At 74.8% G+C, this 16,754-nt stretch carries 13 protein-coding genes, 1 tRNA gene and 3 pseudogenes; 8 read left to right on the forward strand and 9 right to left on the reverse strand.

Annotation, left to right across the window (positions count from 1 at the left end; all coding sequences use genetic code 11):
• Window positions 1-6 precede the first annotated feature (6 nt).
• The 5 genes and pseudogenes from ACQ95T_RS14390 to ACQ95T_RS14410 all read left to right on the forward strand — a co-directional run.
• The gene (locus ACQ95T_RS14390) at window positions 7-846 is read left to right on the forward strand and encodes an SOS response-associated peptidase (RefSeq protein ID WP_425941656.1); all 840 of its coding nucleotides are present in this window, start codon (window positions 7-9) and stop codon (window positions 844-846) included.
• The gene (locus ACQ95T_RS14395; RefSeq protein WP_425941658.1) at window positions 843-1,613 is read left to right on the forward strand and encodes an alpha/beta family hydrolase; all 771 of its coding nucleotides are present in this window, start codon (window positions 843-845) and stop codon (window positions 1,611-1,613) included. Before ACQ95T_RS14390 ends, ACQ95T_RS14395 begins: the two co-directional genes overlap by 4 nt.
• Window positions 1,610-2,914: a 3-phosphoshikimate 1-carboxyvinyltransferase gene (aroA, locus tag ACQ95T_RS14400; RefSeq protein WP_425941660.1), complete on the forward strand. Its 1,305-nt coding sequence runs from the start codon at window positions 1,610-1,612 to the stop codon at window positions 2,912-2,914. The genes ACQ95T_RS14395 and aroA overlap by 4 nt, the downstream gene beginning before the upstream one ends.
• A pseudogene (rsgA, locus tag ACQ95T_RS14405) lies at window positions 2,914-3,929 on the forward strand (ribosome small subunit-dependent GTPase A). Before aroA ends, rsgA begins: the two are co-directional and overlap by 1 nt.
• 223 nt (window positions 3,930-4,152) lie before the next feature.
• Window positions 4,153-4,695 (forward strand): annotated as a pseudogene (locus tag ACQ95T_RS14410) (inositol monophosphatase family protein); the annotation flags it as partial.
• Between the two features lie 334 nt (window positions 4,696-5,029).
• Here ACQ95T_RS14410 and ACQ95T_RS14415 read toward each other — a convergent pair.
• The 5 genes and pseudogenes from ACQ95T_RS14415 to ACQ95T_RS14435 all read right to left on the reverse strand — a co-directional run.
• Window positions 5,030-6,382 (reverse strand): M16 family metallopeptidase, encoded by a 1,353-nt coding sequence (locus ACQ95T_RS14415; protein WP_425941664.1) that lies wholly within the window; start codon window positions 6,380-6,382, stop codon window positions 5,030-5,032.
• Window positions 6,379-7,722 (reverse strand): M16 family metallopeptidase, encoded by a 1,344-nt coding sequence (locus ACQ95T_RS14420; protein WP_425941666.1) that lies wholly within the window; start codon window positions 7,720-7,722, stop codon window positions 6,379-6,381. Before ACQ95T_RS14420 ends, ACQ95T_RS14415 begins: the two co-directional genes overlap by 4 nt.
• 132 nt (window positions 7,723-7,854) lie before the next feature.
• A tRNA-Met gene (locus ACQ95T_RS14425) sits at window positions 7,855-7,928 on the reverse strand.
• Window positions 7,929-8,007: 79 nt separating this feature from the next.
• Window positions 8,008-9,558 (reverse strand): UPF0182 family protein, encoded by a 1,551-nt coding sequence (locus ACQ95T_RS14430; RefSeq protein WP_431473837.1) that lies wholly within the window; start codon window positions 9,556-9,558, stop codon window positions 8,008-8,010.
• 62 nt (window positions 9,559-9,620) lie between these two features.
• Window positions 9,621-11,210: pseudogene (locus ACQ95T_RS14435) on the reverse strand (UPF0182 family protein); the annotation flags it as partial.
• Window positions 11,211-11,271: 61 nt separating this feature from the next.
• Here ACQ95T_RS14435 and ACQ95T_RS14440 point away from each other — a divergent pair.
• The gene (locus ACQ95T_RS14440; RefSeq protein ID WP_425941670.1) at window positions 11,272-11,808 is read left to right on the forward strand and encodes a PPA1309 family protein; all 537 of its coding nucleotides are present in this window, start codon (window positions 11,272-11,274) and stop codon (window positions 11,806-11,808) included.
• A gap of 9 nt (window positions 11,809-11,817) precedes the next feature.
• On the opposite strand, the gene ACQ95T_RS14445 is transcribed toward ACQ95T_RS14440, so the two are convergent.
• Together ACQ95T_RS14445 and ACQ95T_RS14450 are read right to left on the reverse strand one after the other, a co-directional pair.
• Window positions 11,818-12,972: a YlbL family protein gene (locus ACQ95T_RS14445; protein WP_425941671.1), complete on the reverse strand. Its 1,155-nt coding sequence runs from the start codon at window positions 12,970-12,972 to the stop codon at window positions 11,818-11,820.
• A gap of 10 nt (window positions 12,973-12,982) precedes the next feature.
• Window positions 12,983-13,411 (reverse strand): molybdenum cofactor biosynthesis protein MoaE, encoded by a 429-nt coding sequence (locus tag ACQ95T_RS14450; protein ID WP_425941672.1) that lies wholly within the window; start codon window positions 13,409-13,411, stop codon window positions 12,983-12,985.
• Between the two features lie 178 nt (window positions 13,412-13,589).
• On the opposite strand from ACQ95T_RS14450, the gene ACQ95T_RS14455 reads away from it, so the two are divergent.
• Window positions 13,590-15,095, forward strand: coding sequence for a zinc-dependent metalloprotease (locus ACQ95T_RS14455; RefSeq protein ID WP_425941674.1), 1,506 nt, complete (start codon window positions 13,590-13,592; stop codon window positions 15,093-15,095).
• 69 nt (window positions 15,096-15,164) lie between these two features.
• Window positions 15,165-15,947 (forward strand): hypothetical protein, encoded by a 783-nt coding sequence (locus tag ACQ95T_RS14460; RefSeq protein ID WP_425941676.1) that lies wholly within the window; start codon window positions 15,165-15,167, stop codon window positions 15,945-15,947.
• Here the strand turns inward: ACQ95T_RS14460 and ACQ95T_RS14465 are convergent.
• Both ACQ95T_RS14465 and ACQ95T_RS14470 read right to left on the reverse strand, forming a co-directional pair.
• Window positions 15,944-16,183 (reverse strand): WhiB family transcriptional regulator, encoded by a 240-nt coding sequence (locus ACQ95T_RS14465; RefSeq protein ID WP_425941847.1) that lies wholly within the window; start codon window positions 16,181-16,183, stop codon window positions 15,944-15,946. The two genes, ACQ95T_RS14460 and ACQ95T_RS14465, sit on opposite strands and share 4 nt — an antisense overlap.
• Before the next feature lie 326 nt (window positions 16,184-16,509).
• Window positions 16,510-16,704 carry a hypothetical protein gene (locus ACQ95T_RS14470; RefSeq protein ID WP_425941678.1) on the reverse strand — a complete coding sequence of 65 codons (195 nt, stop codon included), beginning with the start codon at window positions 16,702-16,704 and terminating at the stop codon, window positions 16,510-16,512.
• Between the last annotated feature and the right edge of the window lie 50 nt (window positions 16,705-16,754).

Raw genomic sequence — 16,754 nt, forward strand, 5'->3', positions numbered from 1 at the left:
ACGCCCATGTGCGGCAGGTATGCGGCCACCGCCCACCCGGACGAGCTCGTCGAGGCGTACGAGGTCGCCCTGGACGCGACCGGCGAGGTGTCCCGGAGCCTGCTGCGGTCCCCGCAGCAGCCGCCGCCCGGGCAGCCCGACCACAACGTGGCTCCGACCAAGCAGGCACCGGTGGTCCTGACCCGGGCACCGCGGGGAGAGGCTGAGCCGGGCGACCCGGTGCGCCAGCTGCGGCTGCTGACCTGGGGGCTGGTCCCGTCGTGGGCCAAGCACCCCTCCGTCGGGGCGCGGATGACCAACGCCCGCGCAGAGACGGTCCTGGACAAGCCGGCCTTCGCGCGGGCAGCCGCCCGTCGTCGCTGTCTCGTCCCGGTCACCGGGTGGTACGAGTGGCAGGCCAGCCCCGTGGCCCTGGACGCGCGGGGCCGGCCGCGCAAGCAGCCGTTCTTCATCGTCCGGGCGGACGAGGCCCCGCTGGCGCTGGCCGGGCTGTACGAGTTCTGGAAGGACCCGGACGCACCCGCGGACGACCCGCGGTCCTGGGTCGTGTCCTACGCGATCATCACCACGACCGCCGAGCCCGGGCTGGACCGCATCCACGACCGGCAGCCGGTCGCGCTCGACCCCGGCGCCTGGGATGCCTGGCTGGACCCCGGGACCACCGCGCCCGAGGACGTGGGCGCCCTGCTGGCCGCCTCCCACGTGCCCGGTCGCTTCCGCGCGTGGCCGGTGAGCACCGCGGTCAACTCCTCGCGCAGCAACGGGCCAGGTCTGCTCGAGCCGGCGCCGGCCGAGGAGCTCGAGGGGGTCGTCGACCCGGGGACGGGCGAGGTGGTCGGGCCGTGACGCCCGCCGACCACCAGGGAGTGCTGGTACCCACCGACCAGGGCCCGGGCCGCGTCCGGGTCTTCCCCGCCCGGGAGCGGCGGGGGACCCTGCTGCTCGGGCACGGTGCGGGTGGGCAGCGGGACAGCCCGGACCTGCTCGCGCTCACCGCGCTCGCCGACCACGGCTGGACCGTGGTCCTCGTGGACCAGCCCTGGCGGGTCGCCGGACGGCGCGTGGCCACGGCACCGCCGCGGCTGGACGCCGCCTGGCGGCAGGTCGTGGCGGCCCTGGCGCTCCTGACGGACGTGCCCGGCGCCCCCGAGGCACCCGGCAGCCACCGGGAAGGCCGGGCCCCCGCGGCGCCGGGATCACCCGGGGCCCAGCACGGCATACCCCTCCCCCGGCCCTGGGTGCTCGGAGGCCGCAGCGCCGGGGCCCGGGTCGCCTGCCGCACGTCCGTGGCCCAGGACGGGACCCCCGTCCCGGGGGTGGCCGCCGTCGTCTGCCTGTCCTTCCCCCTGCACCCGCCCGGTCGCCCCGACCGCAGCCGGGCCGACGAGCTGGTCCTCCCGGTCCGGGCCGGCCTGCCCACGCTCGTGGTCCAGGGCTCGGCCGACCCGTTCGGGGGACCCGACGAGGTCCGGCGCGCCGTCCCGGACCCCCTCCTCACCGTCGTCCCCGTCCGGGGGACCCACTCCCCCGCGGACCTGCCGGCCCTGAGCACCGCGGTCCGTATGCTGCTGGACGGCCTGCCCACCGCCGACCCCGAGGACCCGCCGCCATGACCGAGCCCGAGACCTGGGCAGCCCCCGTCGCCCGAGGGCCTGTCGACGCCACCGTGCGGGTGCCCGGCAGCAAGTCGCTGACCAACCGTTGGCTGGTCCTGGCCGCCCTGGCCGAGGGGCCGTCGCTGCTGCACGACCCGCTCCGGTCCCAGGACAGCCGGGCCATGGTCGAGGCGCTGCGCACGCTGGGCGCCGCCGTGGACGACGGCCGCGACGACCGGTGGCGGGTGGACCCCCCGGCCCGGTTGCGCGGGTCGGTGACCGTCGACTGCCACCAGGCCGGCACCGTCATGCGCTTCCTGGCCCCCGTGGCCGCGCTCGCCGACGGGCCGGTCCGCCTCGACGGGCACGTCACGGCGCGCTCCCGACCCGTGGGTCCCGTGCTGCAGGCCCTGCGGGACCTGGGGGTGGCGGTCGAGGACGAGGGTCGGGGGACGCTGCCGTACACCGTGCGGGGCACCGGTGCCGTCCGTGGAGGGCGCGTCCGCCTCGACGCGTCGGCCAGCTCCCAGTTCGTCTCCGCCCTCCTGCTGGCGGCGCCCCGGTTCGCCGACGGGCTGCTGCTCGAGCACGCCGGCGGGGTGCTGCCGAGCCTGCCGCACGTCGACATGACCGTGGAGGTGCTGCGCCGGGCCGGGGTGCGCGTGGACCGCCCGGGGCCCTCGGCCTGGCAGGTCTTCCCCGGCACGGTCCCGGGCCTGGACGTGCACGTCGAGCCCGACCTGTCCTCCGCGGCCCCCTTCCTCGCCCTGGCCGCGGTCTCCGGAGGCCGCGTCACCGTTCCCGGCTGGCCCTCCTCGACGACCCAGCCCGGGGACCGGCTCCCGTCCGTGCTGGAGTCGATGGGCTGCCGGACCGTGCGGGACGAGGCCGGGCTGACCGTCCAGGGACCGGCGGGGGGCCGCCTCCGGGGAGGTCTGGACCTCGACCTGTCCGAGGTCGGGGAGCTCACCCCGGTCGTCGCCGCCCTCTGCGTGCTGGCCGGGGCGGCCAGCCGGATCCGCGGGGTCGCCCACCTGCGCGGCCACGAGACCGACCGGCTGGCGGCCCTCACCACCGAGATCCGGCGGCTGGGCGGCAGCGTCGAGGAGACGGACGACGGCCTGCAGATCACCCCCACGACCCTGCACGCTGCCGAGCTGCGCACCTACCACGACCACCGGATGGCGATGTTCGCCGCGGTCGTCGGCGCGGTGGTCCCGGGGGTGCGGGTGCAGGACGTCGCCTGCGCCGACAAGACCTTCCCCGGTTTCGACCGGACGTGGGAGACCGCGGTCGCCACGGCCCGGGGGCGGCGCTGATGGGCCGCTACGACCACCTGGACGAGTCGTCGGTGCGGGAGCGCCCCTCCCGTCGGAACACGCGCCCGCGCTCCAAGGACCGCCCGGCGCACGAGGACGCCGTCGACGGCATGGTCGTGGGGGTGGACCGCGGCCGCTACAGCGTCCGGGTCCAGGAGCGCACGGTGGTGGCCATGCGCGCCCGGGAGCTGGGCCGCACCCGCATCGTCGTCGGGGACCGCGTCGCCATGGTCGGGAACACGACCGGCGCGCCAGACAGCCTGGCCCGCATCGTCCGGGTCGAGGAGCGTCGCACGGTGCTGCGGCGCAGCGCCGACGACAGCGACACGGTCGAGCGGGTCATCGTGGCCAACGCCGACCAGCTCGTCGTCGTCACCGCCCTCGCCGACCCCGAACCCCGCACCCGCATGGTCGACCGGTGCCTCGTGGCCGCCTACGACGCCGGGATGGAGCCGTTGCTGCTGCTGACCAAGGCCGACCTGGCGGACCCGGCCGGGTTCCTGTCGCACTACGCGGCGCTGGACGTCCCCCACGTGGTGAGCAGGGGCGGGTCGGGCGGCGCCCTCGACGCGGCCGGGGTCGAGGAGGTCGGGCGGCACCTGGCGGGACGCACCAGCGTGCTCGTCGGCCACTCCGGGGGGTGGGCAAGTCGACGCTCGTCAACGCGCTGGTGCCCGGCACCGACCGCGCCACCGGACCGGTGAACGAGGTGACCGGCCGGGGCCGGCACACCTCGTCCTCGGCGGTGGCCCTGGAGCTCGCCGACGGTGGGTGGGTGGTCGACACCCCCGGCGTGCGCTCCTTCGGCCTGGGGCACGTCGACCCGGCCACCTTCGTCCAGCACTTCGAGGACCTGGCCCCGGGCACCGCGCTGTGCCCGCGCGGGTGCAGCCACGACGAACCTGCCTGCGGGCTGGACGCGTGGGTGGCCCAGCGGGACGACCCGCACGGGGCGGACCGCCTGGAGTCCCTGCGCCGGCTCCTGCGCAGCCGCTCCGGCGAGGACCGCGGCTGAGCGCAGCCGCTCCGGCGAGGACCGCGGCCGAGCGCACCCGCTCCGGCGAGGACCGCGGCCGAGCGCACCCGCTCCGGCGAGGAGCGCGGCCGAGCGCACCCGCGACGGCTACGGTGGGCCGGTGCCCGCCTACGACGACGACCTGCGCCTCGCCCACGTCCTGGCCGACGCCGTCGAGCGCACCGCGCTCGACCTCTTCGGCTCCCCGGACCTGCAGGTCTCGGTGGGGGACGACGGGTCGCTCACGACCCAGGCCAGCGAGCGGCTGGAGACGCTGCTCCGCCACCAGCTGGGGCGCACCAGACCCCGCGACCGGGTCGTGGGACGGGTGCACGAGGAGACCGGCCAGGGGGACCGGCGCTGGGTGCTCGACCCGGTCGACGGCACGGCCAACTACGTCCGGGGCGTCCCCGTGTGGGCCATGCTCATCTCCCTGGTGGTCGAGGACACACCCGTCCTGGGGCTGGTGGCCGCACCCTCCCTGTCCCGGCGCTGGTGGGCCGGACGTGGCTCCGGCGCGTGGACCGGCAGGACCCTGTCGCAGGCCGTGCCGGTCCGGGTGAGCAGCACCGAGGTGCTGGCCCACGCCTCGGTGTCGGCCGACGAGGTGGCCGCGTGGTCCCACGGTCCCCACGGCGACGGCTTCGACCGGCTGACGGACCGGGTATGGCGCACCCGCGCCTTCGGGGACTTCTGGAGCCACACGCTCCTCGCCGAGGGCGCGGTGGACGTGGCGCTCGCCGCCTGGATGGACGGCTACCAGGCGGCCCCCCTCAGCGTCCTCGTCGCCGAGGCCGGGGGCCGGACGAGCACCCCCGACGGGCGGGACGTCGGGGGGCGACCCCCGGGCCGCCTCGGCCGTCGTCGCCACCAACGGGGTGCTCCACGAGGAGGTGCTGTCGATGCTCGGCAGCCGGGCGGCCACGACGGCCGGGCGGGGGGCGGGAGAGCCCCGGCGACGCGAGGGGTCGTGGGGCGCAGACGGCCACGGAGGCGGGCACGGTGCGGCACCGGTGCCCGTGAACGCAGGGCCCGACGTAGAGGGCGACGGGGACCAGCCCCAGGGCTGAACGGCGCGACGGCGCGACGGAGCGCCGGCGTCAGGGCGCCGGGGTCTCCACGCTCAGCTCAAGTCCCTCCACCCCGGCGGCGCGGTCGGGGTCCCCCACGAGGACGACGGTCCACGGCGGACCTGCACGGACCTCGTCCCAGGCCGCGCCCACGTCCTCGCGCCCCAGTTCGCGCACCTGCCTCAGCGTGCGCGTCACCGTGTCCAGGGCCAGCCCGTCCCCGGCCAGGGACACGAGCTCGTCGGCCACGGCGTCGGCCGTGGCGTAGCGACCGGGCGCGGTCATCGTGACGAAGTCGGCCGCCTCGCGCACCTCGCGTCCGGTGAGGTCCTTGCCCGGCACGTCCAGGATGCGGAGGGTCTCGGCCAGGGCCTCGACGGTGACGTCGGCCCGGACGGACCCGCCGACGACCGTGGTTCCGCCGACGCTGCGGGGACGGAAGCCCAGCCGGACCCCGTAGGTGTAGCCGCGCTCCTCGCGCAGCACCCGGTCGAGCCGGGCGTGGGGAGCGCCTCCCAGCAGCATGCCCAGGACCTGATAGGTGCCCCACCCCCGCGGGGTCCGCCGGTCGGGTCCGGGGCGACCCAGGTAGAGCTCGGTCTGCGCCAGTCCCGGGCGCGGGACGAGCACCGTGCGGCCGGCGTCCGGCGACCTGCGGGCCGGGCCCGGGGCGCCGACCACCTCGTCGCTGCCGCGCCAGGTGCCGAGCGTCGCGGCGACGGTGGGGACCGCGGCCGGGGCGCCGGCCAGGTCGCCCGCGAGGACGACGGTCGCACCCCGGGCGGTCAGCTGCGCGTGCCGCGCCCGCAGGTGGTCGCTGGTGAGCGAGGACACGGTGGTCGTCGTCCCCCCCAGCGGCAGGTGCGGACGGTCCCGCGGGTCGAAGTAGGTCTCGTGGAAGGCTCGGGCAGCCGTCGACCCCGGGTCGGCCTGCTCGTGGGCCAGGTCCACGAGCCGGTGCCGACGCAGCCGGGCCACCTCGGGCTCGGGGAAGGTCGCCGAGGTCAGACACTCCGTGACCAGGGCAAGGGCCGTCCCCAGGTGCCGGCCGGTGACCTCCAGGCCGAGGTGGACCCCCCGCTCGCCCGCACCCGCCCCCCAGGCGATGCCGTTGCGCTCCGCCAGCTCGGCGAGCTGCTCGGCGCTGTGACGTTCGGTCCCCTCGTCCAGGGCGCGCGCCATGAGCAGGGTCGCCCCCTCGGTCCCCGGCTCCTCGTGGGAGACCGGCAGGGGGAGCGAGACGCGCAGGGACAGGACGTGCTGGCCGGGCAGATCGACGGTCAGCAGCCGCATCCCGTTGGACAGGTCCACCAGCGACGGCTCCGGGAAGGACCACGGGACCGGCGGGCCGACGGGCGGACGCGCGGTCACCCGGCTGCTCACGAGAGGTCCTCACCGGCCGCGTGGGCCGCCGGCCGCTGGGCGGCCTCGACGACCGGGCCGGGCCGGCTCCCCGGACCCGGTCGGCGGAACCGCACGGTGCTCATGACCTCAGGCGAGAGCCACGTCGCCGCCGCCTCCTGCACCTGCTCGGGGGTGACGGCCATCACCTCGTCCAGGTAGGTGTTGACGTGCTGCGCGTCCCCCAGGCTCACCGCCGCGCGGGAGAGCAGCTCGGCCCGTTCGTCGTGGGCGGACAGCGCCTCGAGCCAGGACCGCTCGGTGTCGGACCGTGAGGCCTCCAGCTCCGCCTCGCCCGGGCCCTCGCGGCCCAGGGCGTCCAGCTCCTCGCGCACGGCGGACTCGACCCGTTCCGGGTCCACGTCCTCCGAGACGTCCAGGATCAGCAGCCCCAGCGACGCGCCGTCCACGAGACCCAGGGCCGAGGCGTGGCAGCCGCTGGCGCTCTCCTCCCGACGGAGCAGACGCTGGTGCAGCCGGGAGACGTCCAGGGACGCCAGGGCGTCCAGCGCCATCGCGCAGGGCAGGTACCGGGGGTCGGTCACCGGCGGCAGCCGGAAGGTGAGGTAGAGCCGGTCGGAGGGCACGTCCTCGACGAGCTGCAGCTCGACCGGATCCGTCGACGGCCCCAGCGCTGGCCGCCGCGCGGGGCGGGGCTCGGTGCCGTCCACGAGGTGGCCGAAGAAGTGCTCGGCGCGGTCCACCACCGTCGCCGGTTCGACGTCGCCCACGACGGTCAGGGTCGTCGTCCCGGGCCCGTAGTGCGTGCGGTAGAAGGAGTGGACGTCGGACAGGTCGGCCGCCAGCAGGTCGTCCATCTCACCGATCGTGGTGTGGCGGTATGGGTGGTCGGCCGGGAACACGCTCCGGCACGCGTGCGCCAGGGCCTGCCCGTAGGGGACGGTGTCGTAGCGCTGCCGCTTCTCCTCCACGACCACGTCCCGCTGGTTGTCCAGGTTGGCCTGGGTCACGGCCGCCAGCAGGTGTCCGTGGCGGTCCGCCTCCAGCCACAGGGCCAGGTCGAGCGCACCGACGGGGACCGACTCGACGTAGGTGGTCCGGTCGAAGGAGGTGGTGGCGTTGGACCGTCCACCGTGGGCCATGAGCAAGGACATGTGCTCCCCCTCCCCGACGAGCTCCGACCCCTGGAACATCAGATGCTCGAAGAGGTGGGCCAGTCCGGTGCGGCCGGGGCGCTCGTGCCGGGACCCCACGTCGACCCACAGGTTGAGGGAGACGGACGGCACGGAGGGGTCCGGGCTCACCACGACACGCAGTCCGTTGTCCAGGGTCGCGGTGCTGATGGGGTAGTCCAGAGGCATGGTGCGCCCACTGTACGTTCCACCCTCCCGGCGAGGGTCCGCACGGTCCGGTCGGGGGAAGGTCGGGCGGACCCGGCGCATGACGAAGGCCCGGACCAGAGGTCCGGGCCTTCGTCATGCTGACGCGTGAAGTAGCGGGGGCAGGATTTGAACCTGCGACCTCCGGGTTATGAGCCCGGCGAGCTACCGAACTGCTCCACCCCGCGTCGTTGTTGCTCCGCCTACTCTACGGGACGGGCCGCGGGGGATCAAATCGCCCCCCGCGGCCCGGGCCGCCCGCAGCACTCACGGCTCGGCGGTGGCCTCCGCCCCGTCACCGGGCGCCTGGGTCTGGTCCGCTCCGTCGACCGACACCGAGCCGCCCTCCGGGCTCGCCTGCACGGCGCGCTCGATGGCGTCCTGCAGCCGCTCCTGGGCCTGGCCGTAGGCCTCCCAGTCACCGGCCTCGAGGGCGGTCTGCCCCTCGGCGTAGGCCTGCTCGATGTCCCCGACGGCACGGGCCAGCGCGGTGTCCGGGTCGGTCTCCGTCTCCGTCGCGGGCTGCTCGGCCTCCTCCCCGGGCGAGCCCGAGGCCCCGGCGTCGCCCGCGGTCGCGCCGGAGTCCCCGCCGAAGAGCTCGTCGAGAGCCCCGTCGAGGGTGTCCGACCAGGCCAGGTCGTTGCCGAAGGCGACGACGACCACGCGCTGCAGCGGGTAGGCGGAGGCGCTGCGGGCCTGCACGTAGATGGGCTCGACGTAGAGCAGGCCGCCACCGACGGGCAGGGTCAGCAGGTTGCCGTAGTCGACCCGGGAGTCGTCCGAGCTGTTCAGGTTGATGAACTGCGACAGCGTCTGGGCGAACGCCTCGGAGTTGGCGTCCGAGGAGTTGATGTCGTTCTGGAACTGGCCCGGCCCGCGGACCGTGGTGTCGCGCGGCAGGACCAGGACGCGGAGCTGACCGTAGTCCTCCCGACGCTGGCCCGCCTGGCTGCCGGCGTCGGCGTCCACCGCGAGGTAGCCGGTGAGGTTCTGCCGCTGCGACCCCGCCGGGATGTAGGTGGTCGTCAGGCTGAAGGTCGGCTCGTCCTGCCCCGGCAGCGCCACCGAGAGGTAGTGCGGCGGCATGTCGGGCTTGGTCTCGCCCGGCACGCTGGGGTCCTCGGAGACGGTCCAGAAGTCCTGACCGGTGAAGAACGACCCCGCGTCCTGCACGTGGTAGCGGGAGAGCACCGAGCGCTGCACCTTGAACAGGTCCTCGGGGTAGCGCAGGTGGTCCATCAGGTCGCCGTCGATCTGCGACATCGGCAGGACGGTGCCGTCGAAGGCCTTGGACCACGCCATGAGCAGGGGGTCCTCCTCGTCCCAGGTGTAGAGCCGCACCGTGCCGTCGTAGGCGTCCACGGTCGCCTTTACCGAGTTGCGGATGTAGTTGACCTGGCCCTGCCCGATCGAGGCGATGTTCTCCGCCTGCTGGAGGGAGTCCGCCGTGGAGGCGCCCAGGTCCTCCATCTGGCTGTAGGGGTAGCGGTCGCTCACCGTGTAGCCGTCCACGATCCACTGGACCCGGCCGTCGACGACCGCCGGGTAGGGGTTGCCGTCCAGCCGGAGCCACGGGGCGACCCGCTCCACCCTCTCGCGGGGCTCCCGGTGGTCGAGCATGCGGGAGTTCTCGTTGAGGGAGTCCGAGAGCATGATCTCGATCTGGCGGTACTTGATCGCGTAGGCCGCCCGGCGCACGATCGACCCGATCTCCACGCCGCCGGACCCGGCGTAGGTGTTGCGCACCTCGCCGGTCTCGTTGCCGCTGGCGGGGTAGTCGAGCTCGCGGGGTCCCTCCCCTTCGGCGGCGCCGACGATGGAGAGTAGTTCGTCGAGGCCTCGCCGAAGTAGATCCGGGGCTCGTAGTCGCCCAGCCCGCCCACCGGAGGGATGTTGCGCTCGAAGAAGAGCGGCTCACCCTCGGTGGAGCGACGGTTGCCGTAGGCGGCCACCACGCCGAAGCCGTGGGTGTACACCGTATGGTCGTTCACCCAGTTGCGCTGACCGGCCGAGATGCCGTCCAGGTTGAGCTCGCGCACGGCGATGACCGTGTCCACGGTCTCGCCGTCGATCTCGTAGCTGCCCACGTCGAGGGCGTCGGCGAACTGGTAGTAGTTGCGCACGCCCTGGAGCTGGCGGAACGTCGGAGAGACCACCGAGGGGTCGACGATGCGGATCCCGGGGATGGTGTCCGCGTCGGCGCGCAGCTGTCCGGGCTCGGCCTCGGTCTCGGCGTCGAAGTCGATCTTCTCCAACCCGTCCAGGTCGTAGGCGCTGAGCGTGCTGTCGATCGCCCGCTCGATGTAGGGGACCTCGAGCTGGGCCTCCGAGGGCCGGACCTGCAGCGACTGGACAAGCGAGGGGTAGACCCCGCCGAGCAGCAGCGACACCACCAGCAGGCCGGCCAGGCTGATGAGCGGCAGCCGCCAGGCCTTGGTCCAGATCGTGGACAGGAAGAAGGCGGCGGCCAGCAGGGAGGCCACGGCCAGGATGCTGCGGGTGGGGAGCACGGCGTTGACGTCGGTGTAGGTCATGCCGGTGATGCGCGCGTGCTCGTTCATCGACAGGGTGAAGCGCTCGATCCAGTAGCCGCCGGCGCGGACGACCAGCAGCAGCGCCAGGAGGACGGCCAGGTGGATGCGGGCCGCGGTCGTGGTCCGAGGACGCCCCGGTCCGGCCTGCAGCTGCAGGCCGCCGTAGATGTAGTGGGTCACCAGAGCCCCCACCAGGCTCAGGCCCAGCACCAGCGTGCTGTAGGAGACGACCATCTGCCAGAACGGCAGGCTGAAGACGAAGAACCCCACGTCCAGCCCGAACTCCGGGTCCTCGACCCCGAACGGCTCCCGGTGGATGAAGAGGAGGATGTTCTGCCACTGGGACGCGGCCGCGGTGCCGGTGAAGGCGCCCAGCAGCAGGGGGACGGCCACGAAGACCAGCTTGCGGACCGGGTCCAGGGCGCTGCGGTAGCGGTCCAGCGCGGCCTGCTCCGGTGTGCTCGGTGCGTAGACGGGTCGGTGCCGCCACGCCAGCCACAGACCCGACCAGACCACCAGGGCGGTCAGCGCACCCGCGAGGAGGAAGAGCGCCACCTGGGTCAGCAGACGGGTCGTCAGGACCGTGCGGAAGCCGACCGAGTCGTACCAGAGGAACTCCGTCCAGAGCGTGGACGCGTAGCCCACCACCGACAGCAGGGCCACGAGCACGAACAGGGTGGGGACCCACCGGCTGCGGCCGGCGCCGCCCGGGCGCCGGGGTCCGGAGGGTCGGCGGGGACCACCGGACCCGGGGCCGGGGCGCCCCGGCCGGGCACCCCCGGGACCGCCTGGCCCGCGCCCACCACCACCGGCGGCGCCGCCGGCACCCAGCGGGCCGAACGGACCTCCTCGTGGTCCCTCGGCCGGGCCGGAGCCACCCCCGGAGGGCGGGCCCACGGGCTCGTCGGGGTCGGGCGTGCTGTCCTGGTCGCTCACGCGCCCACCCTAGACGCCGGACCTGGAAGTTCCCTCACCGCCGGGGTGGCACCATGGTCGGGTGAGCCAGCACGATCCTGCCCCGACCCCCTCAGCGCTGCTGACCGCCGCCGTCGACACCGAGCGCCACGTCGCCCGGGTCGGGTGGGACCAGCCCCCGCGCCTCTTCGCCCTCGTCCGCACCAGCGTGCTGCGCGAGCGGGAGCCCTCCCTGCTGGACCGGCTGGGCACCGCCGAGTACGAGGGGTACACCGCCATCGAGCAGGAGGGCCTGCCGAAGACGTCGGACCTGGAGTCCCTCCTGGGGCGCATGGCCTGGCCGGCGGAGGTGGACGGGGTGGCCCTGTCCGTCGAGCGCATCGTCGTCCCCCCGGAGGCCGAGCGGGACCTGCCCGACGACCCGCGCGAGGCCACCGACCGGCTGGCCGGACATCCTGGGCGCAAGGACGTGCGCCTCCTGGCCGCCTGCCTGCGCGACGGCGAGCAGATCTGCCTGCTTCGTCAGCGCGACCACGACGAGGACGACGCCGTCGCCGTCGGGCGTGACATCGCCCCCGGTCTCACCCACGCGCTGGCCGCGACGCTGCGCGACGACTGAGCGCTCGGGTCACCCCGTGGCGGGGGCCTGCTCCTCGGCAAGGGTGCGGCAGGTCGGCAGGTCCAGCCCGTCCACGTCGTCGGCGGAAGCCACCGCCTCGACGTGCGCACGGGCCTCGTCGAACGTGGCGACCGGGACGACGAGCAGGTCCGCGGGCTGCCCCTGAAGCACCTCGTCGCAGTTCTCGGACGGTGCGAGGAAGAGCTCGACGCCCGCGTCGTCCGCCGCATACATCTTCTGGCGGATGCCGCTGATCGGGCCCACGTTGCCCAGTCCGCTGATGGTGCCGGTCCCGGCCACGGAGCGGCCACCGGTGAGGGCGCCTGGGGTGATCCGGTCGTAGATGGCCAGGGAGAACATGAGCCCGGCGCTGGGGCCGCCGACGTTGCCGGCACTGATCGTCACGTCGTAGGGCATGTCGTAGCGCGGGGCCAGGTAGACGCCCACGATGGTCCGACCCGTCTCCTCGTCCCGCACGGTCGGCACGTCCAGGGTGACCTCCTCGCCCTCGCGGAGCAGCGTCATGCTCGCGCTCTCCCCCGCGGTCACCTCTTGCAGCCGGGACCGGACGGTCTCGGCGTCCGTCATCTCCTCCCCCTCCACCGTGAGGATCTCGTCGTCCACGTGCAGGACCCCGTCGGCCGGGGCGTCGGCGATCACCTGGGCCACGACGATCTCCTCGGGGACCTCCAGGCCCGCCTCGCGCAGCGCGACGACGGCGGCGTCCTGCTGGGAGTGCTCCATCAGCTCGGTGTTCTGCTCGCGCACCTGCTCGGCCGTCACCTGCTCGGGAAAGATGTCCTCCCGGGGGTGGACGGTCAGCGCGGGGTCGAGCGCCGCCCGGCCCCACTCCAGCAGCGTCACCTTCTCCCCCGGCCCACCGTCCAGGCGCACCGTGGTGAAGAACAGGTCGCCCTCGGTCGGATGGTCCTCGAGCTCCGGGTCGAGCTCGACCACGGGCGTCCCGTCGATGGAGTCCAGCGTGTCGAAGAGGGGACCTGGCTCGTAGACGACCTTGTCGACGCCGACCCAGCTCGCCGCCGCGCCGGCCACCACGAGCAGCGGGACCAGCAGCAGGGCCGCGCCGGAGCGCCGGCCGATGCCGGTGTGCGGCACCTTCGTCCTGGGCTGCTGGGGGTAGCCGTGGTGGTATCCCTCGCTCACCGCCCCCTCCTCACAGACCGACCCAGCTGTGGTCGCCCTCGGACCACTGCTGCTTCTTCCAGATGGGCACCTGCGCCTTGAGCTCCTCGACCAGGCGACGGGCACCGTCGAAGGCCTCGGCGCGGTGCTCCGCGGCCACGGCGCACACGACGGCCAGGTCGCCCACGTGCAGCGCACCCGAGCGGTGCACGGCATACACCCCCAGCACCTGGTCCTCGGCGGCGACTGAGGTGGCGATCCTGCTCAGGTGGGCCACGGCGTCCGGATGGGCGCTGTACTCCAGCAGGGACACCCCCTCCCGGCCCTCGTCGTGCTCCCTCACGGTGCCGACGAAGAGGGCCACGGCCCCGGCCCTGGGGTGGCGCACGCCCGCCAGGGCCTCGTCCACGGACAACGGGGAGTCGCGCACCTCGGCGACGACGGACGGCTCAGCACTCACCGCGCCATCATGCCGTACGCCGCCTGGGAGCGTGCTGGGCGCGACCGCGAGACCGTCGCCGACCACGGCACCTGGCGGAACGTCCTCGCCGGTGGGCGCGTTGTCGCAGGAGAAGGCCGGTGCCACCGGCCGCCCGGAACCCGGCCCCGTCCCGTGGCAGGCTGGGGCGAACGATCCCGTGCGGAAGGACAAGATCGACGTGTCGCAGAACCCACCACCCTCCGAACGCCCCGACGACCAGCCCGACCCTTTCGAGGCCCTGCTCGGCGGACCCGTCCCGCCCCAGATGCGTGAGGCGCTGGAGGCCATGGGGCTCGGGTCGATGGACCCCGAGCAGGTGCGTCAGATGCGCGCCCAGATGGAGCTGCTCCTGGGAGGAGGCGGGGGCGCTGACGACGGACCGGTCAACTCCGACCTGGCCCGGGACGTCGCCCGCCAGGTGGTCGCCCAGGAGTCCGGTGACGCCTCGGTCGGCCCGGGGACCGTGCGGGACGTGGAGCAGGTGGTCCAGGTCGCCTCGCTGTGGCTGGACCAGGTGACCGATCTCCCGCGGCCGGAGGGTCCCACCCGCGCGCTGAGCAGGGCCGAGTGGGTGGAGCTCACCCTGCCGCTGTGGGAGCGGCTGACGGCCCCGGTGGCCGAGGGTCTGCAGACCGCCATGTCCACTGCCATCCGCGAGCAGATGTCCCAGCTGGGGCAGGAGGGTGGCCCCGAGATCCCCGGCCTGCCCCCGGGGATGAACCCGGCGGCGCTGATGGGCCAGATGGAGCCCATGGTCCGCCGGATGAGCGCCAGCATGTTCGGCGCCCAGGTCGGACAGGCCGTCGGCACGCTGGCCACCGAGATCGTCTCGGGCACCGAGGTCGGCATCCCGGCGATGGGTGACGAGTCGGTCGCGATGCTGCCGGTCAACGTCGCCGCCTTCGCCGAGGGGCTGGAGCTCGACGGGGGGGAGGTCCACCTCTACCTGGCGGTGCGCGAGGCGGCCCGCGTGCGGCTGTTCGCCGGCGTCCCCTGGCTGGGTCCGCAGCTGCTCGGCGCGGTGGAGCAGTACGCGCGGGACATCCGCATCAACACCGACGGCATCGAGGAGGCGGTGCGCCAGGCCGACCCCCAGGACCACGAGGCCATGCAGGAGGCCCTGGGCGACAGCCTCTTCGCGACCGAGCCCAGCCCGGCGCAGCAGGCGGCCCTCGCCCGCCTGGAGACCCTGCTGGCGCTCGTGGAGGGCTGGGTCGACGTCGTCGCCGCCCGCGCGTCCGACCAGCACCTGCCGCACGCGGACGCGCTCGCCGAGGCGGTCCGTCGACGCAGGGCGACAGGGGGACCCGCGGAGAAGACGTTCGCCTCCCTGGTCGGTCTCGAGCTGCGGCCGCGGCGGCTGCGGGACGCCGCGAACCTCTTCGCCGCCCTGGAGTCCGCCCACGGGCAGACCGCACGCGACGAGGCCTGGGGTCACCCCGACGTGGCGCCGACGGCGGCCGACCTGGACGACCCTCTCGGGTATGCCGAGCGGCGCACCGGCGCGCAGGACGCCGTCTCCATCTCCGACGCCGACATCGAGGAGCTGCTGGCCTCGGGCGGGGCGGGCCCGTCGGAGGGTACCGGCGGACCGGATGACCGCTCGGGGGACGACGAGGACGGCACCTCCGGCGAGGGACGCGAGCACCCCTCCGGCGGCTGACGTCCTTCCGCGCACCCGCCCTGTGGACGCACGGGGCGGGTGGGCACGCGGCGGTGGCAGGGTGTCCGCATGCGCGACGGCGACCGACCCCTGGCCGACGGTGCGGTCCCCCTGCCCGCCTCGAGGAGGGGCGCCCGCTGGCGGGTCGGGGTGGGGCCGGGGGCCGTCGTCGTGGACGGCGGCCCGGGCGGCGCGGTCGAGGGCGGGTCGCCCCGGAGCCGCACGACGCCGGGGCCGTGGGCGCACACCGCCCGCAGGGTGGCTGCCGCGCTGGCCACCGGCCCACGCGACGCGTCCGACGGCGGTCCACAGGTGCAGGTCCGTGGTGCGGGGCCGCTCGCCCGGCGTCTGCGCCTCTCGCTGGGAGGTGCCGCGCCTGCGGGCCCGGCCGGAGCGCTGCTCGAGGTGGTGGTCCACCAGCACGTCGTGCCGCCGGAGGTCGGACTCGCCGCCGCCCGGTCCGGGCGGACGCTCCTGCCCGTGGTGGTGCAGCCGCGCAGGGTCGTCGTCGGGCCGGTCACCACCCCCGAGGGTCCTTGTCTGCACTGCCTGGACCTGCACCGGTGCGACCGCGACGCGCACTGGCCGCTCGTGGCGACGCATCTCGGCCACCCGGTCGAGCAGATCTCCCCCTCCCCGGTCCCGGAGTCCCTGCAGGCGGCGGTCGAGGGTCTGGTCCTGCTTCTCGTGGACGCGATCCGGGAGGGCCGTCCCGTGCAGCCTGGCCTCTCCCACGAGGTCGGCCCGCACCCGCCGCACGTGGTCCTGAGACGGTGGGCGACCCATCACCGCTGCCCGTGGCACACCGGCTGGCCGGCCGGGGGCTCGGGCTCGGGCTCGGGCTGGGGCTAGGCTGCCACCTCGTCCTTGCGCGGACGGCCGCGGGGGCGCTTGCGGGCCACGACCTTGCCCTGCAGCACGAGCTGGCCGCCCCACACGCCCCAGGGTTCCGCCCGGCGCAGGGCCTCGGTCAGGCACGCCTGACGGATCGGGCAGTCGCCGCAGAGCTCCTTGGCGAGCTCCACCTCCTGGGGAAGCTCGGCGAACCACAGGTCGGCCGGGTGACGACGGCAGGGCAGGTCCTCCAGGACCGGGCGCGTGCCGCTGGTGGCGTCCGAGCAGCTGGTCGTGGTGGCGAGGGTCGTGGTGGCGAGGGTCGCGGTGGTCGGTGCGCCGGACACGGCAGGTCCTTCCTCGGACGGGCTGGTGGGGTGGCTCGACGGGCGGGTGGGGTGGCTCGACGGGCGGGTGCGGTGGTCGTCCTGGGTGAGGCCAGGCGGGGGGCTCGACATCGGGGTGCTCCTGGGCGGTGGCCCCGCGTCCGCGCCGCCCTCCGCGCGAAAGGAGGTGGACAGCAGAACGGCCGCGGGCCCTCGGACGAGGACTCGCGGCCGGAGGTCGGCAGGCGGTCGGCCTACGTGGTCCGGTGAGCGGTCTGGTCCAGGGTGGGGTCGGTGGGCAGGGTGGCGGTGGGACGCTCCGTGCGTCCGCCGGCGAAGGCTCCGAGGACAGAGCTTTCCCACGGGCGCAGGACGGACCGCCGGGCGGCCGCGCCGGAGGGGCGTGCCGCGACGTCGAGGTCGCCGTGACCGAGGACGATCGTCTTCATGCTGGCCACCCTCCTTCCGTCTGCGCTGGACCCCACGGACCTGCCGTGGG

Origin of the sequence: Ornithinimicrobium carbonis (assembly GCF_050703245.1) — a bacterium.
GTDB lineage: Bacteria > Actinomycetota > Actinomycetes > Actinomycetales > Dermatophilaceae > Ornithinicoccus.

Excerpts from the sequence above, each read along its gene's own strand:
- ACQ95T_RS14390 (WP_425941656.1), top strand. The coding sequence starts at position 7 with ATGTGCGGCAGGTATGCGGCCACCGCCCACCCGGACGAGCTCGTCGAG.
- aroA (WP_425941660.1), top strand. The coding sequence starts at position 1,610 with ATGACCGAGCCCGAGACCTGGGCAGCCCCCGTCGCCCGAGGGCCTGTC.
- ACQ95T_RS14420 (WP_425941666.1), bottom strand. The coding sequence starts at position 7,722 with ATGCCTCTGGACTACCCCATCAGCACCGCGACCCTGGACAACGGACTG.
- ACQ95T_RS14460 (WP_425941676.1), top strand. The coding sequence starts at position 15,165 with ATGCGCGACGGCGACCGACCCCTGGCCGACGGTGCGGTCCCCCTGCCC.
- ACQ95T_RS14470 (WP_425941678.1), bottom strand. The coding sequence starts at position 16,704 with ATGAAGACGATCGTCCTCGGTCACGGCGACCTCGACGTCGCGGCACGC.